Origin of the sequence: Nostocoides jenkinsii Ben 74 (genome assembly GCF_001046875.1) — a bacterium.
Lineage (GTDB): Bacteria > Actinomycetota > Actinomycetes > Actinomycetales > Dermatophilaceae > Nostocoides_A > Nostocoides_A jenkinsii.
The window spans coordinates 2,292,553-2,307,933 of the sequence record NZ_HF571038.1 but is presented as its reverse complement, the minus strand read 5'-3'; the positions used below and the strand labels follow the sequence as shown (position 1 = coordinate 2,307,933).

Genomic DNA, 15,381 nt, shown 5'->3' with positions numbered 1-15,381 from the left:
GCTTCGGCTTAGCCGAAGCGGCCGGAGATGTAGTCCTCGGTGGCCTTCTCGGTGGGGTTGTTGAAGATCTTGCTGGTGGAGTCGAGCTCGACCAGCTTGCCCGGCTGGCCGGTGGCCTTGAGGTTGAAGAAGGCGGTCTGGTCCGAGACGCGGGCGGCCTGCTGCATGTTGTGCGTCACGATGACGATCGTGTAGCGCTCTTTCAGCTCGTTGATCAGGTCTTCGATGGCGAGCGTGGAGATCGGGTCGAGCGCCGAGCACGGCTCGTCCATCAGCAGCACTTGCGGCTCGACAGCGATGGCGCGCGCGATGCAGAGGCGCTGCTGCTGACCACCGGAGAGGCCCGCGCCGGGCTTGTCGAGGCGGTCCTTGACCTCATTCCAGAGGTTGGCGCCCTTCAGTGACTTTTCGACGACCTCGTCGAGGCGCGCCTTGTTCTTGACGCCATTGAGCTTCAGCCCGGCCGCGACATTGTCGCGAATCGTCATGGTGGGGAACGGATTCGGGCGCTGGAACACCATACCGACGGTGCGGCGCACGCCGACCGGGTCGACGTCCTTGGCATAGAGGTCTTGGCCGTCGAGGAGGACCTTGCCCTCGACGCGGCCGCCCGGGATGACCTCGTGCATCCGGTTGAGGGTGCGCAGCACCGTGGACTTGCCGCAACCGGACGGGCCGATGAAGGCGGTGACGGCGCGGGGTTCAATGCTCATCGAGACGCCCTCAACGGCCTTGAAGCTGCCATAGAAGATGTCCAGGTCGCTGACGTCGATGCGCTTGGCCATGGTGGGGATCGCCCTTGTCTGGGTTGGGGGTCGGGGTCAGACCTTGCTGAAGCGGCCCGCGAGCCGGCCCAGCAGGTTGAGCAGAAGGATGAGCAGGATCAGCGTGAGCGCGGCCGCCCAGATCCGGTCGTATGCCGGGAGCGTCACCGCCTGGTCGCGGTCCTGGTTGATCATCGTGGGCAGCGTCGCCATATTGCCGCCGAAGAGATCGGTGGCAATGGCCTTGGTGTAGGGCCCGAGGATCAGCAGCGGAGCCGTCTCGCCCATGACGCGGGCCAGGCCGAGCAGGACGCCGGTAATGATGCCGGAGAATGCGGTCGGCAGGACGACCGAGAAGATCGTCTTCCACTTCGGCACCCCGAGCGCGTAGGCCGCTTCCCGCAACTCGTTGGGCACGAGCTTGAGCATTTCCTCGGTCGAGCGAACCACGACGGGGATCATCAACAGTGTCAGCGAGAGGCAGACGAAGATGCCGGCCCGGGTGAAGCCGAAGGTCGTGATGAAGACGGCGTAGATGAACAGGCCGGCGACGATCGACGGCACGCCGGTGAGGATGTCGACCATGAAGCTGACGATCCGGGCGAACCGGCCGCGGCCATACTCCACGAGATAGACCGCGGTCAGCACCCCGATCGGAACTGAGATCAGCGCGGTCACCAAACCCTGAATCAGCGTGCCCTGGATGGCGTGGACGGCGCCGCCGCCTTCACGCCTGGCGGTGATGCCCTGCTGCGAGTTGGTCCACCACGTGGAGTCAAGGATCAGGTGGCCGCCCTTGACCGCGACCGTCAGCAGGATCCACACCAGCGGGATGACCGCGATGGCGAAGGCAGCCCACATGACGGCGGTGGCGACGGAGTTCTTCAGCGCGCGGCTGCCGCTCTTGCCGCGCAGGTCGAGGTCCCGGGGTTCGGACAGCATCCGGTCCCGCGGGAGGCCGTTGGTGATGGCGGTCATTCGGTGAAGGCCTTCCGACGCTCGATGACGATGCGGGCGATGGCGTTGACGATGAAGGTCAAGATGAAGAGCACCAGGCCGGCGGCGATATAGGCGCCGGTCTTTTGCGGGGTGTCGAACTCACCGGCGCCGAGGGCGATCTTGGAGGCGAAGGTCTCGCCGCCGTCGAAGAAGCTGAACGAGAAGTCCGTGCCCTGGGCGAGCGAGGAGATCAGGATCATCACCGCGACCGTCTCGCCGAGGGCGCGGCCGAGGCCGAGCATCGCGGCGGAGATGACGCCGGGCTTGCCGAAGGGTAGGACCGCGGTGCGGATCATCTCCCACTTCGTGGCGCCGAGGGCCAGCGCCCCCTCCTTGTGAGTGGTCGGCGTCTGCGCGAAAACCTCGCGCGACAGCGCGGTGATGATCGGCAGGATCATGATCGCCAGCACGAGGCCCGCAAGGAAGATGGTGGTGAAACTCCCGACCGTCGTTTCTTTGAAGAGCGGGAACCAGCCGGCCTTCTCGCGCAGGAAGTTCTGGATTCCCTCGGTTCGCGGTCCGAAGACCCGCAGGCCCCACAGGCCGAAGATGATCGAGGGCACGGCCGCGAGCAGGTCCACCGTCGAGGCCGCTGGCTTCGAGAGCCACTTCGGCGCGTAGTTGGTGATGAAGAGCGCGACGGCGATGCCGATCGGCACCGCGATCGTCAGCGCCAGCAGCGAGGACAGGACGGTCACCCACAGCAAACGCAGGATGCCGAAGCGCGGGTGGTCCCCGCCAACGCTCCACTCGGTGGAGGTGAGGAAGTTGGCCTCGTTCTTCATCAGTGAGGGGATCGCCTGCGAGAGCAGGAACACCCCGATCAAGGTGACGAGCCCGACGACAACGGCCCCGGCACCGATGGCCGCGCCTCCGAAGAGTCGGTCGCCGAGGCGGCCGGTGCTAGCACCGTCCCCGGACAACGGCGACTCGCCGTGTGACCCGGGCGTCTTGTCGGCGATGGATACGCCGGTCACGCTTTGCATGTCCTGGCTCACCTTCCATTCGTGGAGATAGGCACGTTGTGCGTGTGTGCGACGGGCCCGGCCGGAGAGATCCGACCGGGCCACATCGCCCGTGCACGTGCTTCGAGGTATGCCGCCCGCTCGGGTGAGCGGGCGGCATACGGAAAATCAGGACAGGGCCGCGACCGCGGCGGCGACCTTGGTCTGGACCTCGGCCGGGAGCGGGGCGTAGCCGATCTCCTCGATCAGGCTCTGTGCCTCGGACGAGGCGAAGAAGGTGAGGAAGGACTTGATCTCGTTCTGCTTCGCCGCGTCCTTGTTGACCGAGCAGACGATCTCGTAGGTCACCAGGCCGATCGGGTAGGCCCCGGCCTCTTTGGTGGCGTAGTCGAGCTTCAGGCGCAGGTCGTTGCCCTCGCCGTCGGCGGCGGCGGTCGCGATGAACTTGCCGATCGAGTCGCTGGTCAGCTCGACCGCGCCCGAGCCGTTGTCGATCTGGGCCATCCCGAGGGCGTTGTCCTTGGCGTAGGACAGCTCCACATAGGTGATGCCGCCGGCGGTGGCCTTGACGGCGTCGGCAACGCCCGAGGACTTCTCCTTGCCCTCACCCTTGCCGGTCCAGGACTTGGCCGGCTCACCGGCCCAGGCGTCGCCGCCCGCGGCCTTGAGGTACTTGGTGAAGTTCTCGGTGGTGCCCGACTCATCGGAGCGGAAGAACGGCTTGATCGCGGTGTCGGGCAGCGTCACGCCCGAGTTGAGGGCGGCGATCTTGGGGTCATTCCAGGTGGTGATCTCGCCCTGGAAGATGGCGGCCAGGGTCGGCGCGTCGAGGACCAACTTGTCGACGCCGTCGAGGTTGTAGGCCACGGCGATCGGGCCGATCACCATCGGGAGGTTCCAGGCCGGGGACTCGCAGCGCTTCTGCGCCGCGTCGACCTCGATGACGCCGTCCTTCTCCTCGGTCTTCAGCGCCGAGTCGGAGCCGGCGAAGTCGACCTGGCCCGCGTTGAACTGCTTGATCCCCGTGCCGGAGCCGGTCGGGTTGTAGTTGATGGTCAGGTCGGCGCACTTCTCGTTGTATGCGGTGACGACCTCCTCGAAGGCGTTCTTCTGAGCAGAGGAGCCTTCGGCGTTGAGCGTGCCGCTGGGGCAGTCGGTGGCCGGCGCGGACTCGCTGGAACCAGCGGCGCTGCTGGAGCTCGCGGAGCCGGCGGTGCCCGTGGTGGTGGTAGCGGTGTTGTTGTCGGAACCACAGCCAGCCAGGGCGAGGCCGCCGATGGCGGCAAGGGCAGCGAAGCGAGCGCCTCGGGTGTTCTTCACTGTCGGAGTACCTCTCACGTCCAATTTCGATGCGAGCAGGTGCTCGCGAAACTGAAATTAGGGAGCCCGTATGGCGCGTTGAGGCTGCCTTCGTGAACGCCGGGTGAACGCGTGAGGGATTCTCCGGGCTGCGTTGACTCCCACCCGGACAGTGTTCAGGTGAGGACGAGCGAGACCGCGGCCGCGATGATGCCGGCCGCCGGGAAGGTGAGCACCCAGGCACCCACGATGTCGCGCACGAGCACCCAGCGGATCGCCCGGGCGCGCGTGGTCGCGCCCACCCCAGTGATCGCGCTGGCAATGCTGTGCGTGGTTGAGACGGGGGCGCGGAGTGCGGTCGCGGCATACAAGAGGACGGCGGCGGTGACTTCGGCCGCGAACCCCCGGGGCGGGTCGAGGTCGATCAGGCGGCGCCCAAGAGTGCGCATGATCCGCCAGCCCCCGGCATACGTCCCCGCACTCAGCACGAGCGCGCAGACGGCGAGCACCCACCACGGTGGGGTCGCATCCGCAACGTCGTGGTGGCCCGCGACGGTCAGCGCGAGCGCGATGACGCCGGCGGGTTTGGCGGCGTCCTGCATGCCGTGGCCGAAGGCCATCGCGGACGCGGACACGGTCTGGGCCAGTCGGAAGCCACGGGTCACCGAGGCGGGATGCGCGTTCCGGAAGGTCCACAGGAGGGCGAGCATCACGGCATACCCCCCGGCGAAGCCGATGATCGGCAAGGCCAGCATGGGCAGGACAACGCGGTCCCAGACCCCCTGCCAGTGCACGGTCGAGCCCGCCGCGAGCGCGGCACCGCCGAGGCCGCCGATGAGGGCGTGTGAGGAGGAGGACGGCAGGCCGCGCCACCAGGTGAGCAGATTCCAGGTCGTGGCGCCGATGAGGGCGGCAGCACAGATGGCCAGGCCGCGGCCCCCGGTCGGCGCGTCGATGATCCCAGCCCCGACGCTCTGGGCGAGGTGGGCCCCGAAGAAGGCGCCCACGAAGTTGGCGATCGCGGCCATCGTCAACGCGATCCGCGGGGTCAGCGCCCGGGTCGAGACCGAGGTCGCGATGGCGTTGGCGGAGTCGTGGAAGCCGTTGGTGAAGGTGAAGGCCAACGCGAGTGCCACCACCGCCAGGATGCCGAGTTGATCCACCCCGAACTGATCCAAGCTGAACTGAGCCACGCCGAACTGATGCACGGGCTCAGGATTCCTTGAGGGCGATGCTTTCGATGGTCCGCGCCAGCTCCTCGAAGGCGTCGACGGCGCGCTCCAGCTCGTCCGTGATGACCTTCAGCCGAAGCATCCGCGGCACGTCCGCCGCGTCATCGACGAGCAATTGGCCGAGGAGTTGGCGGTGGAGTCGGTCGCCGGCGTTCTCCAGTCGGTTGATCTCCACGACGACCTCGGCGAGGGCGCGCAGGTCGGCTAACCACGGCATCGCCTGGACGACGAGCTCGGCCATCCGGCCGAGGAGGGCGACCTGCTGGCCGATCTCTTTGGGGATCTCGCTGGGGCCGAGCAAGTCGATCAACTCGGCAGCTGACGCCATCAGATCCATGCAGTCATCCAGCGACCCGGCCAGCGAGTGGATGTCGGTGCGGTCGAAGGGGGTGATGAAGGTGGCCGCGGCCCGTCGCACGACCTCGTGGCACGCCTCGTCCAGGGACTGCTCCAGACCGGCAAGTCTCGCGACGGCACTGGCGCGCTCGTCGGCGTCATGGGCCAGGGTGGCGGTCAGCTCGCGCGAACCCTCGACCAACAGCGCCGCGCACTGATTGAAAAGGTCGTCGAAACCGGGGTCACGCGGCACGAGGCGCAGGGCCACGACGACCTCCGGGGAAAGGGTGGCGAAACGACAGGTGACGCCAATGCTACGGGCAGACGGAATTGTGTCTTTTCAAGCAACACGCTTTCGGGGACTGGCCGGGTCCTGGTCGCTAATCTCTGACGCTATGGCACAGGACGCGGATGACGTCGACTTCGAGTCGACCCGCGCTGAGAAGGGTCTCGTCCAAGGGCTGGTCTCGGCGCTGCAGGCCCACGAGGGTCCGATGGATCAGCAGGAGCTTGATGCCGCCCTCGGCGTGACGCACGTCGACGGCACTATCGACGACAACAGCTCCAACACGGGGTGACGTCCGGCACGGGCTGGCGAGGTGTCGGCGTCAGCGGCCGAACAGGCAGCTCTCCTGATCGCTGGCCGCTGCCGGTCGGTTGAGTCGATCGAGAACCGCCAGCAGCAACGCCTCCCGCAGGGGTATGCGCGCGCACTCCAAGAGCGCATTGATCGGCGCCATTCGTCGGGGTAGGGCCAGTCCCGATCCATCGGTGGGAGCCGACACGCCGGATGCCGCGAGGAGACCGTCGAGCATCGCATCGGTGAGGCTGGCCGGGTCCAGGGCCGCAAGCACGCCGGCGATGCCCGGGCCGACGGTGAGTTGCGGGCCGCTCGAGACTGTGTCCGCGGCCTCGGCGAGGGCACTGAGGAACTCGGGCACGAGCGGGGCGGTGGCCGCCGACAGGCTGAGATGAAGGGTGGCCGGGGACGCGGCATACGGAAGTTGGGGTTGGACGAACCAACCGCGGTCGGCGAGTTCGTCGGCCAGGAGGTAGACGTCGCCGGAGCGGGTCGAGGAGAGGGCGAGCAGGGTGGAGTCCGGGGTGGCGACGACGTCGATCCCGGGTATGCCGCCCACTCCCCTCGTGATGTCCAGGCAGGCTTGACGGGCAGAGCGGGCGAGCGCGGCATACCCCTCGTGGCCGAGCACCCGGGCGACCGCCCAGGCGGCGGCCACGGGCCCGCCGGACTTGGTCGACTGGGCGGTGGTGTTGAGCATGGTGTAGCCCGGCCAGTCGGCCGTGGCGAAGTAATGGCCGCGCCGAAGCGCCGGAGTGCGGTGCAGGAGAAGGGAAATTCCCTTGGGCGCGTAGCCGTACTTGTGGAGATCGACCGAGACGCTGGTCACGCCCTCAACCGCGAAGTCCCAGGGGCGGACGCCGTCGAGGAAAGGCAGGATCATGCCGCCGATGCAGGCGTCCACGTGGCATCGCACGCCCCGGGTCGCCGCCGCGGCCGCGATGGCCGGGACGGGATCGATGACGCCGTGGGCGTATGAGGGAGCCGACGCGACGACCAGGATCGTCGTGTCGTCGATGGCGCGCGCCATGGCCCCGGGCTTGGCCCGGTAGGTGACCGGATCGACGTCGACGACGACCGGGCGGACCCCGAAGTAGTGCGCGGCCTTGCGGAAGGCCGCGTGCGCGGTGCTTGGCAACACCATCGAGGGGCGGGCGGCGGCCACCGAGCCGCGCGGGCTCGCGTCACGCGCGGCGAGCACCGCCATCAGGATCGACTCGGTGCCGCCCGAGGTCGCCGTGCCGACCGTGGTCTCCGGGCCGTGCAAGAGGTCGCGGGCGAAGGCCACGAGGTCCTGCTCCATGGCGAGGATGCTCGGGAACGCGGTCGGGTCGAGACCGTTCGTGCCGCCGAACTCCGCGAGCGCCGCCCGACCGGCCGCATCGGCCTCGGCAACCCCGAGTCGTAGACGTAAGCGAGCGTGCGGCCCCCGTGCACCGGCAGGTCGCGTGCTCGCAACCGCTCGGCATCGGCGAGGACGCCCGTCAGCATGCTGGGGCTCGATATCGTCCGGCTGAGGTGGGTCCGGCTAGGGACGGTCGGACGCCGGGTGCGGGCTGGTCGGAAGCAGGCTCGGGAGGATGTCCGCCAAGGTCACGACCCCGACCAAGCGGGACCCGGCACGGACCACGACGAGTTGGCTGCTGGCCTCGCGCATGCGGGCGAAGGCCTCGTGGAGCGGGGTTGCGCGGTCGAGTTCGATGACAGGCCGGGCGAGGGAGACCGCAAAGGCCTCCGCATCCGCGACGGTCAAGGTGTCCCGGACGTGCACGACTCCGCGCACGGTGTCGCCGTCGCGCACCAAGACGCGCAAGTGACCACTGCGCCGGGTCGCCTCCAGCACATCGGCGATGGTGGCCGAGCCCGAGACGGCCGTGACGTGCGCGTCCGCGGCCACCATGTCCTGCAGGGTGATGTCGGCGAGGGTGAGGGCGCGGGTTATCGAGGCGCTATAGCTCGCCTCCAGCGCCCCGACGTTGGCCGAGTGCTCGACCAGTGCGCGCAGCGCCTGCGGGTCACCGGCGATGCTGATTTCGTCGACGGGTTCGACACCCGCGCGGCGGACGAGCGCATTGGCCGCCCCGTTGAGCAGGCGCAGCATCGGCCGGGTCAGCACCATGAACGCGCGCATCGGCAGGGCGAGCGCGGTCGCCGCGAATTCGGGGTGCGCGATCGCCCACGACTTCGGCGCCATCTCGCCGATCACGAGATGCAGGAAGGTGACGATGAAGAGGGCCAGCACGAAGGAGACGACGTTGGCGGTGCCGTGGGGCAGGCCGAGTGACTCCAGGGCCGGCGTGATCGCGTGGTGGACCCAGGGCTTGGTGATGGCGCCGAGCGCGAGGGTGCAGGCAGTGATGCCGAGTTGCGATCCGGCCAGTAGCAGGGTCAGCTCCCCCGAACTCCGCACCGCGGCACGCGCCGACGCCGAGGTGGCCGCCCGTTCTTCGAGCCGGTGGCGGCGCGCGGCCATCAGGGCGAACTCCACGGCGACGAAGAAGGCCGACAGCGCGATGATCGCGATCGTCAGGAGCAGGACGACGGGGCCGCTCATCGGCCGGCCTCATCATCCGCGCTTGGCAGGGTGTTCGGCAGCGTGGGGAGGGTGAGCCGCAACCGACTCGGCACGTAATGGTCAACGGCGAGCACTTCGGCGCGGAGCACGCGGGGCGCGTCCTCGTCGGGCTCGATCCCCTCGACCGGGGCGGGCAGGTCGATGTCGACGACGTCGCCGACGCTGGGCAGCGCCCCGACGGCCTCAATCACCAGGCCCGCGATCGTCTCGTAATCCCCCGTCGGGAGGTCGATGTGCAGGGCACGGTGGATCTCATCGAGGTGCACGTCGCCGCCGACCACCCAGATCCCGTCTCCAACGACCGGGACGTATGCCGGTTCGGCCGGGTCGTGCTCGTCAGTCAACTCCCCCACGACCTCCTCGGCGAGGTCCTCGCGGGTGAGGATGCCGGCGAAGCCGCCGTATTCGTCGACGACGCAGGCCAATTCGTCCCCGGTCTCGAGGAGCCGCGCCAGCGCGGCGGGCAATGGCATCGCCCCGGGAACGACCAGAGCCGGGCGCGCAAGGTCGACCACCGGGCTGGCCAGGTCGGGTCCGGCGTGGTTCGGGCCGGCACCGAGGATGTCGCGCAGGTGGACGACGCCGCGGATGCGGTCGTCGGCGTCGAGCACCGGATAGCGCGTATGGCCGTGCGCCATCAACGCCCGCACCTGCCCGATCGTCGCGTCCACCCGGACGAAATCGACCCGCGAGCGCGGCATCATCGCGTGCTCGACGTCACGGCTGGGGAAGTCGATGATCCGATCAAGCAGGGCCGACAACTCCGGGGTGATATCGCCGCGCTCGCGCGACTCCTGCACGACATGCTGCAGGTCGATCGCGGTCGCCGAGTGCTCGACGTCGTGGACCGGCTCCATGCGCAGGCCGCGCAAAACGAGTTCCGCCGACTTGTCGAAGATCCAGATCAGTGGGCCGAGCACTGCCAGATAGAGACGGGTCGAGCCGGCCAGCCGATCGGCGACCTGCTCGGACCGCGCGATGGCGTAGTTCTTCGGGAACAACTCCCCGAACAGCATCTGCACGAAGGTCGAGAAGGTGAGCGCGATGACGCTGCCCAGGGCGAGGGCGATCCCCATACTCAATCCGGCGCCGCCGGCAGCATCGGCGAGGGCGACGCCGATCAGGGGTTCGGCGACGTAGCCGACCAGCAGGCCGGTGACGGTGATGCCGAGTTGGGCACCCGACAGCATGAACGAGGTGCGCCGGGTGATGCCCAGGGTCCGCTGGGCCGCCGCATCACCGGCCGCAGCGCGGGCCGTGAGCCGGGCCCGGTCGACCGCGAGATAGGCGAACTCCTGCGCAACGAAGTAGCCCGTCGCCACCGTGATGGCCAGGACGATCAGGATGCCGGCGAGCAGCGATAAGACGGTCTCCATGGAGGTGTCCACCCTAAATGGCCCGTGACACCCCCACGACCGTGGCGAATGTGGGGTCCGTCGCCATCGCGGGCACTACTGGCGAGTAGCGTGCCAACCATGGACTCCAGTGGCCTCGTGCGCGGCGCACCCCAGACGGGCCACCCGCTCGTCGCGGCGGCGGTCGATGCGGGCGCACGAACGGCGTTCACGCTCTCCGGCGCGCACATCTTCCCCCTGTATGACGCGGCCTTGCGCGGCGAGCCCACCCTGCGCCTGATCGACGTCCGGCACGAGGCGAGTGCCGTCTTTGCCGCGGAGGCGGTCGGAAAACTCACCCGCACCCCGGGTTTCGCGATGCTGACGGCCGGTCCGGGGGTCACCAATGCGCTCAGCCCGATCACCCAGGCTCACTTCAGCGGCGCGCCCCTAGTGGTCCTCGGCGGCCGGGCCGCGCAACTCTCCTGGGGCCGTGGCTCGTTGCAGGAACTCGATCAACCGCCGCTCTTCGCGTCGGTGACGAAGTCGGCCGCCACCATCACGGACCCGGCGTTGGCACGGGCAGCGCTGACCGGCGCGTTCGCCGTGGCCGGGGCCGCGCACCGCGGCCCGGTTTTCCTCGACATCCCGCTCGACCTGGTTTTTCATCCGGAGGTGCCTCAGTCGGGCGGGGCTGAGTCGGTGGCGGGGGCCGAGTCGTTGTCGGGGGCTGGGGCGGAGTCGTCGCGGCAGCCCGATCCCGAGGCGATTGCCGAGATCGCGCGGCTGCTGCGGCAGGCGCGGCGGCCAGTCCTCGTCCTGGGTTCCGATGTGTGGGCCGACGGCGCGGAGACGGCCGCCCTCGGCGTGGCCGAGCAGCTCGACATCCCCGTCATCACCAACGGTATGGGGCGCGGCATCGTCCCGCGGGGCCACCGGCTCCTGGCGACCAAGGCCCGCCGTCTCGCCCTCGGCAAGGCCGATCTGGTCATCGTGGCCGGAACCCCCCTGGACTTCCGCCTCGGGTATGGCGCGTTCGGGCCGGGCGGGACCGCGCGGGTCGTGCACCTGGCCGACACGCAGGAGCAGGTATGCCGACATCGGGGGCTGGCCGGCGCGGCATACGGCTCGCTGGGGGTGATCTTGGCGGCGATCCGGGAGGCGAGCACGCCGGGATCGTGGCGGGAGTGGACCACGCGCGTGGCGGGGGAGGCGGCGGCCGGAGCCGCCCGGGATGCGGAGTTGATGCGCGCCGGGGGCGACCGGATTAACCCGGCCCGCGTCTATGGCGAGCTCGCCCCCCGACTCGCCGACGACGCGGTCGTCATCGGCGACGGCGGCGACTTCGTCTCGTGGGCGGGCAAGCTCGTCGAGCCTGCCCGGCCGGGGTGCTGGCTCGATCCCGGACCCTTTGGCTGCCTGGGCGCGGGCCTCGGCGCGGCGATCGGCGCGCGCACTGCCCGGCCGGACAGCCAGATCGTCCTCCTGCTCGGCGACGGTGCCGCCGGGATGTCTCTGATGGACCTCGACACCCTCGTCCGGCACCAGCTGCCGGCTGTCATCGTCGTCGGCAACAACTCCGCGTGGGGGCTGGAGAAGCATCCGATGCGAGCCCTCTACGGCTACGACGCGCTGGCCGACCTGGGCGAGCGCACGGCATACGACGCGATTGCCCGGGCGCTCGGCGGGGCCGGGGAGACGGTCGAGCGACCCGAGCATCTCGGGGCTGCGCTGGATCGCGCGTTCGCCGCTGGCGTGCCCTATCTGGTCAATGTGATCACCGACACTGACGCCGCCTATCCACGCTCGACGAGCGGCATCTGACGCGCCGTCAACCAAAATGGAATCGCGTCGAACCGACCCGGTCGGTGAGAATCGGGAAATGCGCCAGATCCGCCAGTCGACCAAGCTACAAAACGTCCGTTATGACGTCCGGGGACCCATTCTCGTGGAGGCTCAGCGACTGGAGGCCGAGGGCCACCGCATCCTCAAACTCAACATCGGCAACCCGGCGCCCTTCGGGTTCGAGGCGCCCGAGGCGATCCTGCAGGACATGATTCACAACCTGCCGCAGGCGCAGGGCTATAGCGACTCCCGCGGCATCTACTCGGCGCGGACCGCAGTCATGAACTTCTATCAGTCCGAAGGCATACGGGATGTGACGGTTGAGGACGTCTTCATCGGCAATGGCGTGTCCGAGATGATCACGATGGTGCTGCAGGCCCTCGTCGACAATGGCGACGAGATTCTCGTGCCCGCGCCGGATTACCCGCTCTGGACCGGGGCGGTGTCGCTGGCCGGCGGGTCGCCGGTGCACTACCTCTGCGACGAGGACAACGGCTGGATGCCCGACCTGGCCGACATCGAGGCCAAGGTCACCCCGGCCACCAAGGCGCTGGTGATCATCAACCCCAACAACCCGACGGGCGCGGTCTATTCGAAGGAGATGGTCGCGGCCCTCGCCGACATCGCGCGCCGCCACGAACTCGTGCTGCTCGCCGACGAGATCTACGAAAAGATTTTGTATGACGGTGCGACCCACCATCACGCGGCGCTCGCCGCGGGCGATGACGTCGTATGCCTGACCTTCAGCGGGTTGTCGAAGGCCTATCGCGTGGCCGGCTTCCGCAGCGGCTGGGTCGTGGTGACGGGGCCGCGCGAGCGCGCGGCGGACTTCCTGGAGGGCCTGACCCTGCTCTCCAATATGCGCATGTGCGCCAACGTCCCGGCGCAGCACGCCATCCAGACAGCTCTCGGCGGCTACCAGTCCATCAACGAGCTGATCCTGCCTGGGGGGCGGCTGCTGGAGCAGCGGGACACGGCATACAAGCTGCTCAACACGATCCCCGGAATCACCTGCGTGGAGCCGAAGGGCGCGCTCTATTGCTTCCCCAAGATCGACACCGAGATGTACGGCATTGAGGACGACGAAGCCTTCGTCATCGACCTGCTGCGGGCCAAGAAGATCCTGATCACCCACGGCTCGGGCTTCAACTGGCCGGCGCCCGATCACTTCCGGCTTGTGATCCTGCCGAGCGTCGAGGACCTGACCGACGCCATTGACCGGATCGCCGGCTTCCTGGAGGCCCGCCGCCGCTGACGCGGCATCCGGGACTGCCAAGGCATCCGGCTGGGTGAGGCGTGCGGGTCGGTCAACTAGACTCGCCCACCGATATGTCCTCCTCCGCCCCGCGCCACAATTCCGTATCGCTGCTGCTGATCGCCCTGATCGCGGCCGCTTTGGCGATCCTGGCGCTGCTGGTGCCGTCGGTGCGCGCCGCGATGAGCCGCGAGGCTCCCCCGGTGACCGCGGTGACCATGCGCATCGCGCCGGTGTCGGCGCAGACCCCGGACGACTGCCCGGAGTTGACCGGCGCCCGGCTCAACCGCGCGACGACGGCGGTGCTGGGGACGTTCCAGTTCAACAGTGCGGGCGTCGCGAATTTCACTGCGCAGCACTGGTTCCGTGGCGGTCCCGCCGACCTGGTCCGGGTCACCTCCACGACCCCGGTCGACCTCGAGCAGGCGCTGGCCGCCGCGAAGTTGGACTCCGGCCAGGTGCTGCTGGCGTCGCGCTCGGGTGAGGTATTGCTGTGCGGCGAGACCGCGCCCTACTCCGCCGGGCAGGCTGCGAAGTTCTATTCGGTCTTCGAGCAGTCCGGGACCCCGTCAGCGTCGCCGTCGTCCTGACGCTCCCACCTGGTCCCACCTGATACAGCCCGGGCGACCTCGATCTCGGTGCCATAGCTCCACCCGTCGGCCAGCGGCAGGGTGTCGCCGCTCCAGAACCGCCCCGGATCGAACCAATTCGACGGCGCGTCGATCCGCAGGATTCCTATGTCCTGCAACGTGGTTCCCACGATCTCGGCGCAGTATGCCGCGCTGGGCCGCCCCCTTCCCCGCGTGATTTCGCGGGGCGAAAGGTAGCCATCGCGACCCCGCAGCCACTTCCCCGCGAGCCGCACCGTCGAGGGGAAGGCGACCCCGTCCAACCGCTCGATCGAGAGCAGCGCGCGATCCTCCAGCGGGCGCGTGACCGTCGGATGGAGTTGGCGCAGGAAGGCGCGCTGGGCGTACTTCTCCTGCCAGCGGCATACAGACTCGCGCAAGTCGTGGACCTGCGCCCCCCGGTGATGAGTCGCCGACCAGAGATCGAGGCTGGAGCGGCCGAGTTCGGCGTGCCACAACAGGGGTGGGAGGTCGTCGAGAACCAGCGCCATCCCGACGTGATTGACCGGGCTGTTTGTGGCCGCATGCATGACCTTGTTGACGACGGATCGACCCCGGAACGTCCAGATGTCGCCGGTGCGCGCCATCGCGATCCCCTCCTCGAGCGGGATGGTGGCGGGTGCGTCGGGCATGGGAGGAGTCTGCCGCAGCCGGTCGCCTAAGGTGTCGCCATGCTGTCCCGCAATCGCGTGCGCAAGCTCTTGGGCGTCAGCGCCGTCGTGGGCGTCGCGGCAACCGGAGTCGCGGTCGCGCGCCGGGAGCGAGCGGTGCGGGCATACACCCCGGGGCAGGTCCACAACCGCCTTCGGGAGCGGTATGCCGAGGCCCTCGCCACCGCGCGCGACGCCGCCGACGGCACGTGGGGGTCGGAGTAGCGCTGGCGGGTCGGGATTAGTCGAGGGCTAGTCGGCGGAGCGCAGGTAGTCGGACAACACCCCGAAGACCTCGTCGGTCACGGTCGCGCGACCGCCGACGACGGTGATCGAGTTGGGATTGAGGCGGCGAAGCTCCGCGTCGATGACGGCCGGGATCGAGTTGGTGTCGAGCAGCAGAAGCGGCGCTTTCTTCATCCCCGCGATCGGTGCGGCCGACAAGGCGTCGGGGAAGACGCGGCCGGAGGAAATGAAGACCGCATCCGCTCCGTTGGGGAAGGCCGCCTTGGAGATGGCGGCCGAGGTGGCAAAGCGATCCGAGCCCGACCAGCGGGTGACTGCCCCGGCATAGGTGCCAAGTTGGCCTTCGACACCCGTGCCGACGGTGGCGGATCCGCCCAGGACGACGACTTCATTGGCGCGCAGGCGCTGAAGTTCGGTGCCGATGGTGCTCGGGAGCCAGTCGGGACGGGTGAGCAGGACGGGGCCACCTTGCGCGCCGGCGGCGGGCGCCCCGGACAGCGCGTCCGGGAAGGTCAAGCCAGAGGCGACGAACACCCGGTTTGGGCCAGGGGCGAAGGTCGCCGCACTCATGGCTGCGGAAGCCGAGTAGCGATCCGGGCCGGACCACCGCGAGACGGAACCCGTTGTGAGAGTGGCGAGTTCGGCATAAACCTCGGGAGAGACCGAGGCGGG

General features: G+C 68.9%; 16 protein-coding genes. 5 read left to right on the top strand and 11 right to left on the bottom strand.

Features of this window, described 5'->3' with window-relative positions; translation table 11 throughout:
* Positions 1-8: 8 nt before the first annotated feature.
* The 6 genes from pstB to BN13_RS10880 form a co-directional block, all read right to left on the bottom strand.
* Entirely contained in the window at positions 9-785 is a 777-nt protein-coding gene (pstB, locus tag BN13_RS10905) for a phosphate ABC transporter ATP-binding protein PstB (protein ID WP_048546796.1), read from the bottom strand.
* A gap of 36 nt (positions 786-821) precedes the next feature.
* The gene (gene pstA, locus BN13_RS10900; protein ID WP_048546791.1) at positions 822-1,742 is read right to left on the bottom strand and encodes a phosphate ABC transporter permease PstA; all 921 of its coding nucleotides are present in this window, start codon (positions 1,740-1,742) and stop codon (positions 822-824) included.
* Positions 1,739-2,749 carry a phosphate ABC transporter permease subunit PstC gene (gene pstC / locus BN13_RS10895; protein ID WP_048546789.1) on the bottom strand — a complete coding sequence of 337 codons (1,011 nt, stop codon included), beginning with the start codon at positions 2,747-2,749 and terminating at the stop codon, positions 1,739-1,741. The genes pstA and pstC overlap by 4 nt, the downstream gene beginning before the upstream one ends.
* 147 nt (positions 2,750-2,896) lie before the next feature.
* Positions 2,897-4,048 (bottom strand): phosphate ABC transporter substrate-binding protein PstS, encoded by a 1,152-nt coding sequence (pstS, locus tag BN13_RS10890; protein WP_048546787.1) that lies wholly within the window; start codon positions 4,046-4,048, stop codon positions 2,897-2,899.
* A gap of 155 nt (positions 4,049-4,203) precedes the next feature.
* Entirely contained in the window at positions 4,204-5,235 is a 1,032-nt protein-coding gene (locus BN13_RS10885) for an inorganic phosphate transporter (protein WP_407667857.1), read from the bottom strand.
* A 4-nt stretch (positions 5,236-5,239) separates the two neighbouring features.
* Positions 5,240-5,863 (bottom strand): DUF47 domain-containing protein, encoded by a 624-nt coding sequence (locus BN13_RS10880; protein WP_048546784.1) that lies wholly within the window; start codon positions 5,861-5,863, stop codon positions 5,240-5,242.
* A gap of 127 nt (positions 5,864-5,990) precedes the next feature.
* Between BN13_RS10880 and BN13_RS10875 the strand changes: the two genes are divergently transcribed.
* Positions 5,991-6,173 (top strand): hypothetical protein, encoded by a 183-nt coding sequence (locus tag BN13_RS10875; RefSeq protein WP_048546782.1) that lies wholly within the window; start codon positions 5,991-5,993, stop codon positions 6,171-6,173.
* A gap of 30 nt (positions 6,174-6,203) precedes the next feature.
* On the opposite strand, the gene BN13_RS10870 is transcribed toward BN13_RS10875, so the two are convergent.
* The 3 genes from BN13_RS10870 to BN13_RS10860 all read right to left on the bottom strand — a co-directional run bounded on the left by BN13_RS10870 (position 6,204) and on the right by BN13_RS10860 (position 10,126).
* Entirely contained in the window at positions 6,204-7,478 is a 1,275-nt protein-coding gene (locus tag BN13_RS10870; RefSeq protein WP_235434018.1) for a pyridoxal phosphate-dependent decarboxylase family protein, read from the bottom strand.
* A 225-nt stretch (positions 7,479-7,703) separates the two neighbouring features.
* The gene (locus BN13_RS10865) at positions 7,704-8,729 is read right to left on the bottom strand and encodes a CNNM domain-containing protein (RefSeq protein WP_048546779.1); all 1,026 of its coding nucleotides are present in this window, start codon (positions 8,727-8,729) and stop codon (positions 7,704-7,706) included.
* A complete protein-coding gene (locus BN13_RS10860) occupies positions 8,726-10,126 on the bottom strand; it encodes a hemolysin family protein (RefSeq protein WP_048546778.1) in 1,401 nt (466 codons plus the stop codon). Before BN13_RS10860 ends, BN13_RS10865 begins: the two co-directional genes overlap by 4 nt.
* Before the next feature lie 99 nt (positions 10,127-10,225).
* On the opposite strand from BN13_RS10860, the gene BN13_RS10855 reads away from it, so the two are divergent.
* From BN13_RS10855 to BN13_RS10845, 3 genes are all read left to right on the top strand, one after another.
* Complete coding sequence (locus BN13_RS10855; RefSeq protein WP_048546775.1) at positions 10,226-11,908, top strand: acetolactate synthase; 1,683 nt, start codon at positions 10,226-10,228, stop codon at positions 11,906-11,908.
* Between the two features lie 58 nt (positions 11,909-11,966).
* Complete coding sequence (locus BN13_RS10850; RefSeq protein ID WP_048549085.1) at positions 11,967-13,184, top strand: pyridoxal phosphate-dependent aminotransferase; 1,218 nt, start codon at positions 11,967-11,969, stop codon at positions 13,182-13,184.
* A gap of 74 nt (positions 13,185-13,258) precedes the next feature.
* On the top strand, positions 13,259-13,774 hold the full coding sequence (locus BN13_RS10845; RefSeq protein WP_048546773.1) for a hypothetical protein: 516 nt from the start codon (positions 13,259-13,261) through the stop codon (positions 13,772-13,774).
* Here BN13_RS10845 and BN13_RS10840 read toward each other — a convergent pair.
* A complete protein-coding gene (locus BN13_RS10840; protein ID WP_201329083.1) occupies positions 13,723-14,445 on the bottom strand; it encodes a hypothetical protein in 723 nt (240 codons plus the stop codon). The two genes, BN13_RS10845 and BN13_RS10840, sit on opposite strands and share 52 nt — an antisense overlap.
* 39 nt (positions 14,446-14,484) lie before the next feature.
* On the opposite strand from BN13_RS10840, the gene BN13_RS10835 reads away from it, so the two are divergent.
* Positions 14,485-14,688, top strand: coding sequence for a hypothetical protein (locus BN13_RS10835; RefSeq protein WP_048546771.1), 204 nt, complete (start codon positions 14,485-14,487; stop codon positions 14,686-14,688).
* Positions 14,689-14,715: 27 nt separating this feature from the next.
* Here the strand turns inward: BN13_RS10835 and BN13_RS19630 are convergent.
* The coding region (locus BN13_RS19630) for a cell wall-binding repeat-containing protein (protein WP_048546769.1) at positions 14,716-15,381 on the bottom strand (666 nt) is incomplete at its 5' end.

Bases quoted from the DNA above. Each gene is read 5' to 3' on its own strand.
- pstB (WP_048546796.1), bottom strand. From the start codon at position 785: ATGGCCAAGCGCATCGACGTCAGCGACCTGGACATCTTCTATGGCAGC.
- pstA (WP_048546791.1), bottom strand. From the start codon at position 1,742: ATGACCGCCATCACCAACGGCCTCCCGCGGGACCGGATGCTGTCCGAA.
- pstC (WP_048546789.1), bottom strand. From the start codon at position 2,749: ATGCAAAGCGTGACCGGCGTATCCATCGCCGACAAGACGCCCGGGTCA.
- BN13_RS10875 (WP_048546782.1), top strand. From the start codon at position 5,991: ATGGCACAGGACGCGGATGACGTCGACTTCGAGTCGACCCGCGCTGAG.
- BN13_RS10870 (WP_235434018.1), bottom strand. From the start codon at position 7,478: ATGGAGCAGGACCTCGTGGCCTTCGCCCGCGACCTCTTGCACGGCCCG.
- BN13_RS10865 (WP_048546779.1), bottom strand. From the start codon at position 8,729: ATGAGCGGCCCCGTCGTCCTGCTCCTGACGATCGCGATCATCGCGCTG.
- BN13_RS10860 (WP_048546778.1), bottom strand. From the start codon at position 10,126: ATGGAGACCGTCTTATCGCTGCTCGCCGGCATCCTGATCGTCCTGGCC.
- BN13_RS10855 (WP_048546775.1), top strand. From the start codon at position 10,226: ATGGACTCCAGTGGCCTCGTGCGCGGCGCACCCCAGACGGGCCACCCG.
- BN13_RS10850 (WP_048549085.1), top strand. From the start codon at position 11,967: ATGCGCCAGATCCGCCAGTCGACCAAGCTACAAAACGTCCGTTATGAC.
- BN13_RS10845 (WP_048546773.1), top strand. From the start codon at position 13,259: ATGTCCTCCTCCGCCCCGCGCCACAATTCCGTATCGCTGCTGCTGATC.
- BN13_RS10840 (WP_201329083.1), bottom strand. From the start codon at position 14,445: ATGCCCGACGCACCCGCCACCATCCCGCTCGAGGAGGGGATCGCGATG.
- BN13_RS10835 (WP_048546771.1), top strand. From the start codon at position 14,485: ATGCTGTCCCGCAATCGCGTGCGCAAGCTCTTGGGCGTCAGCGCCGTC.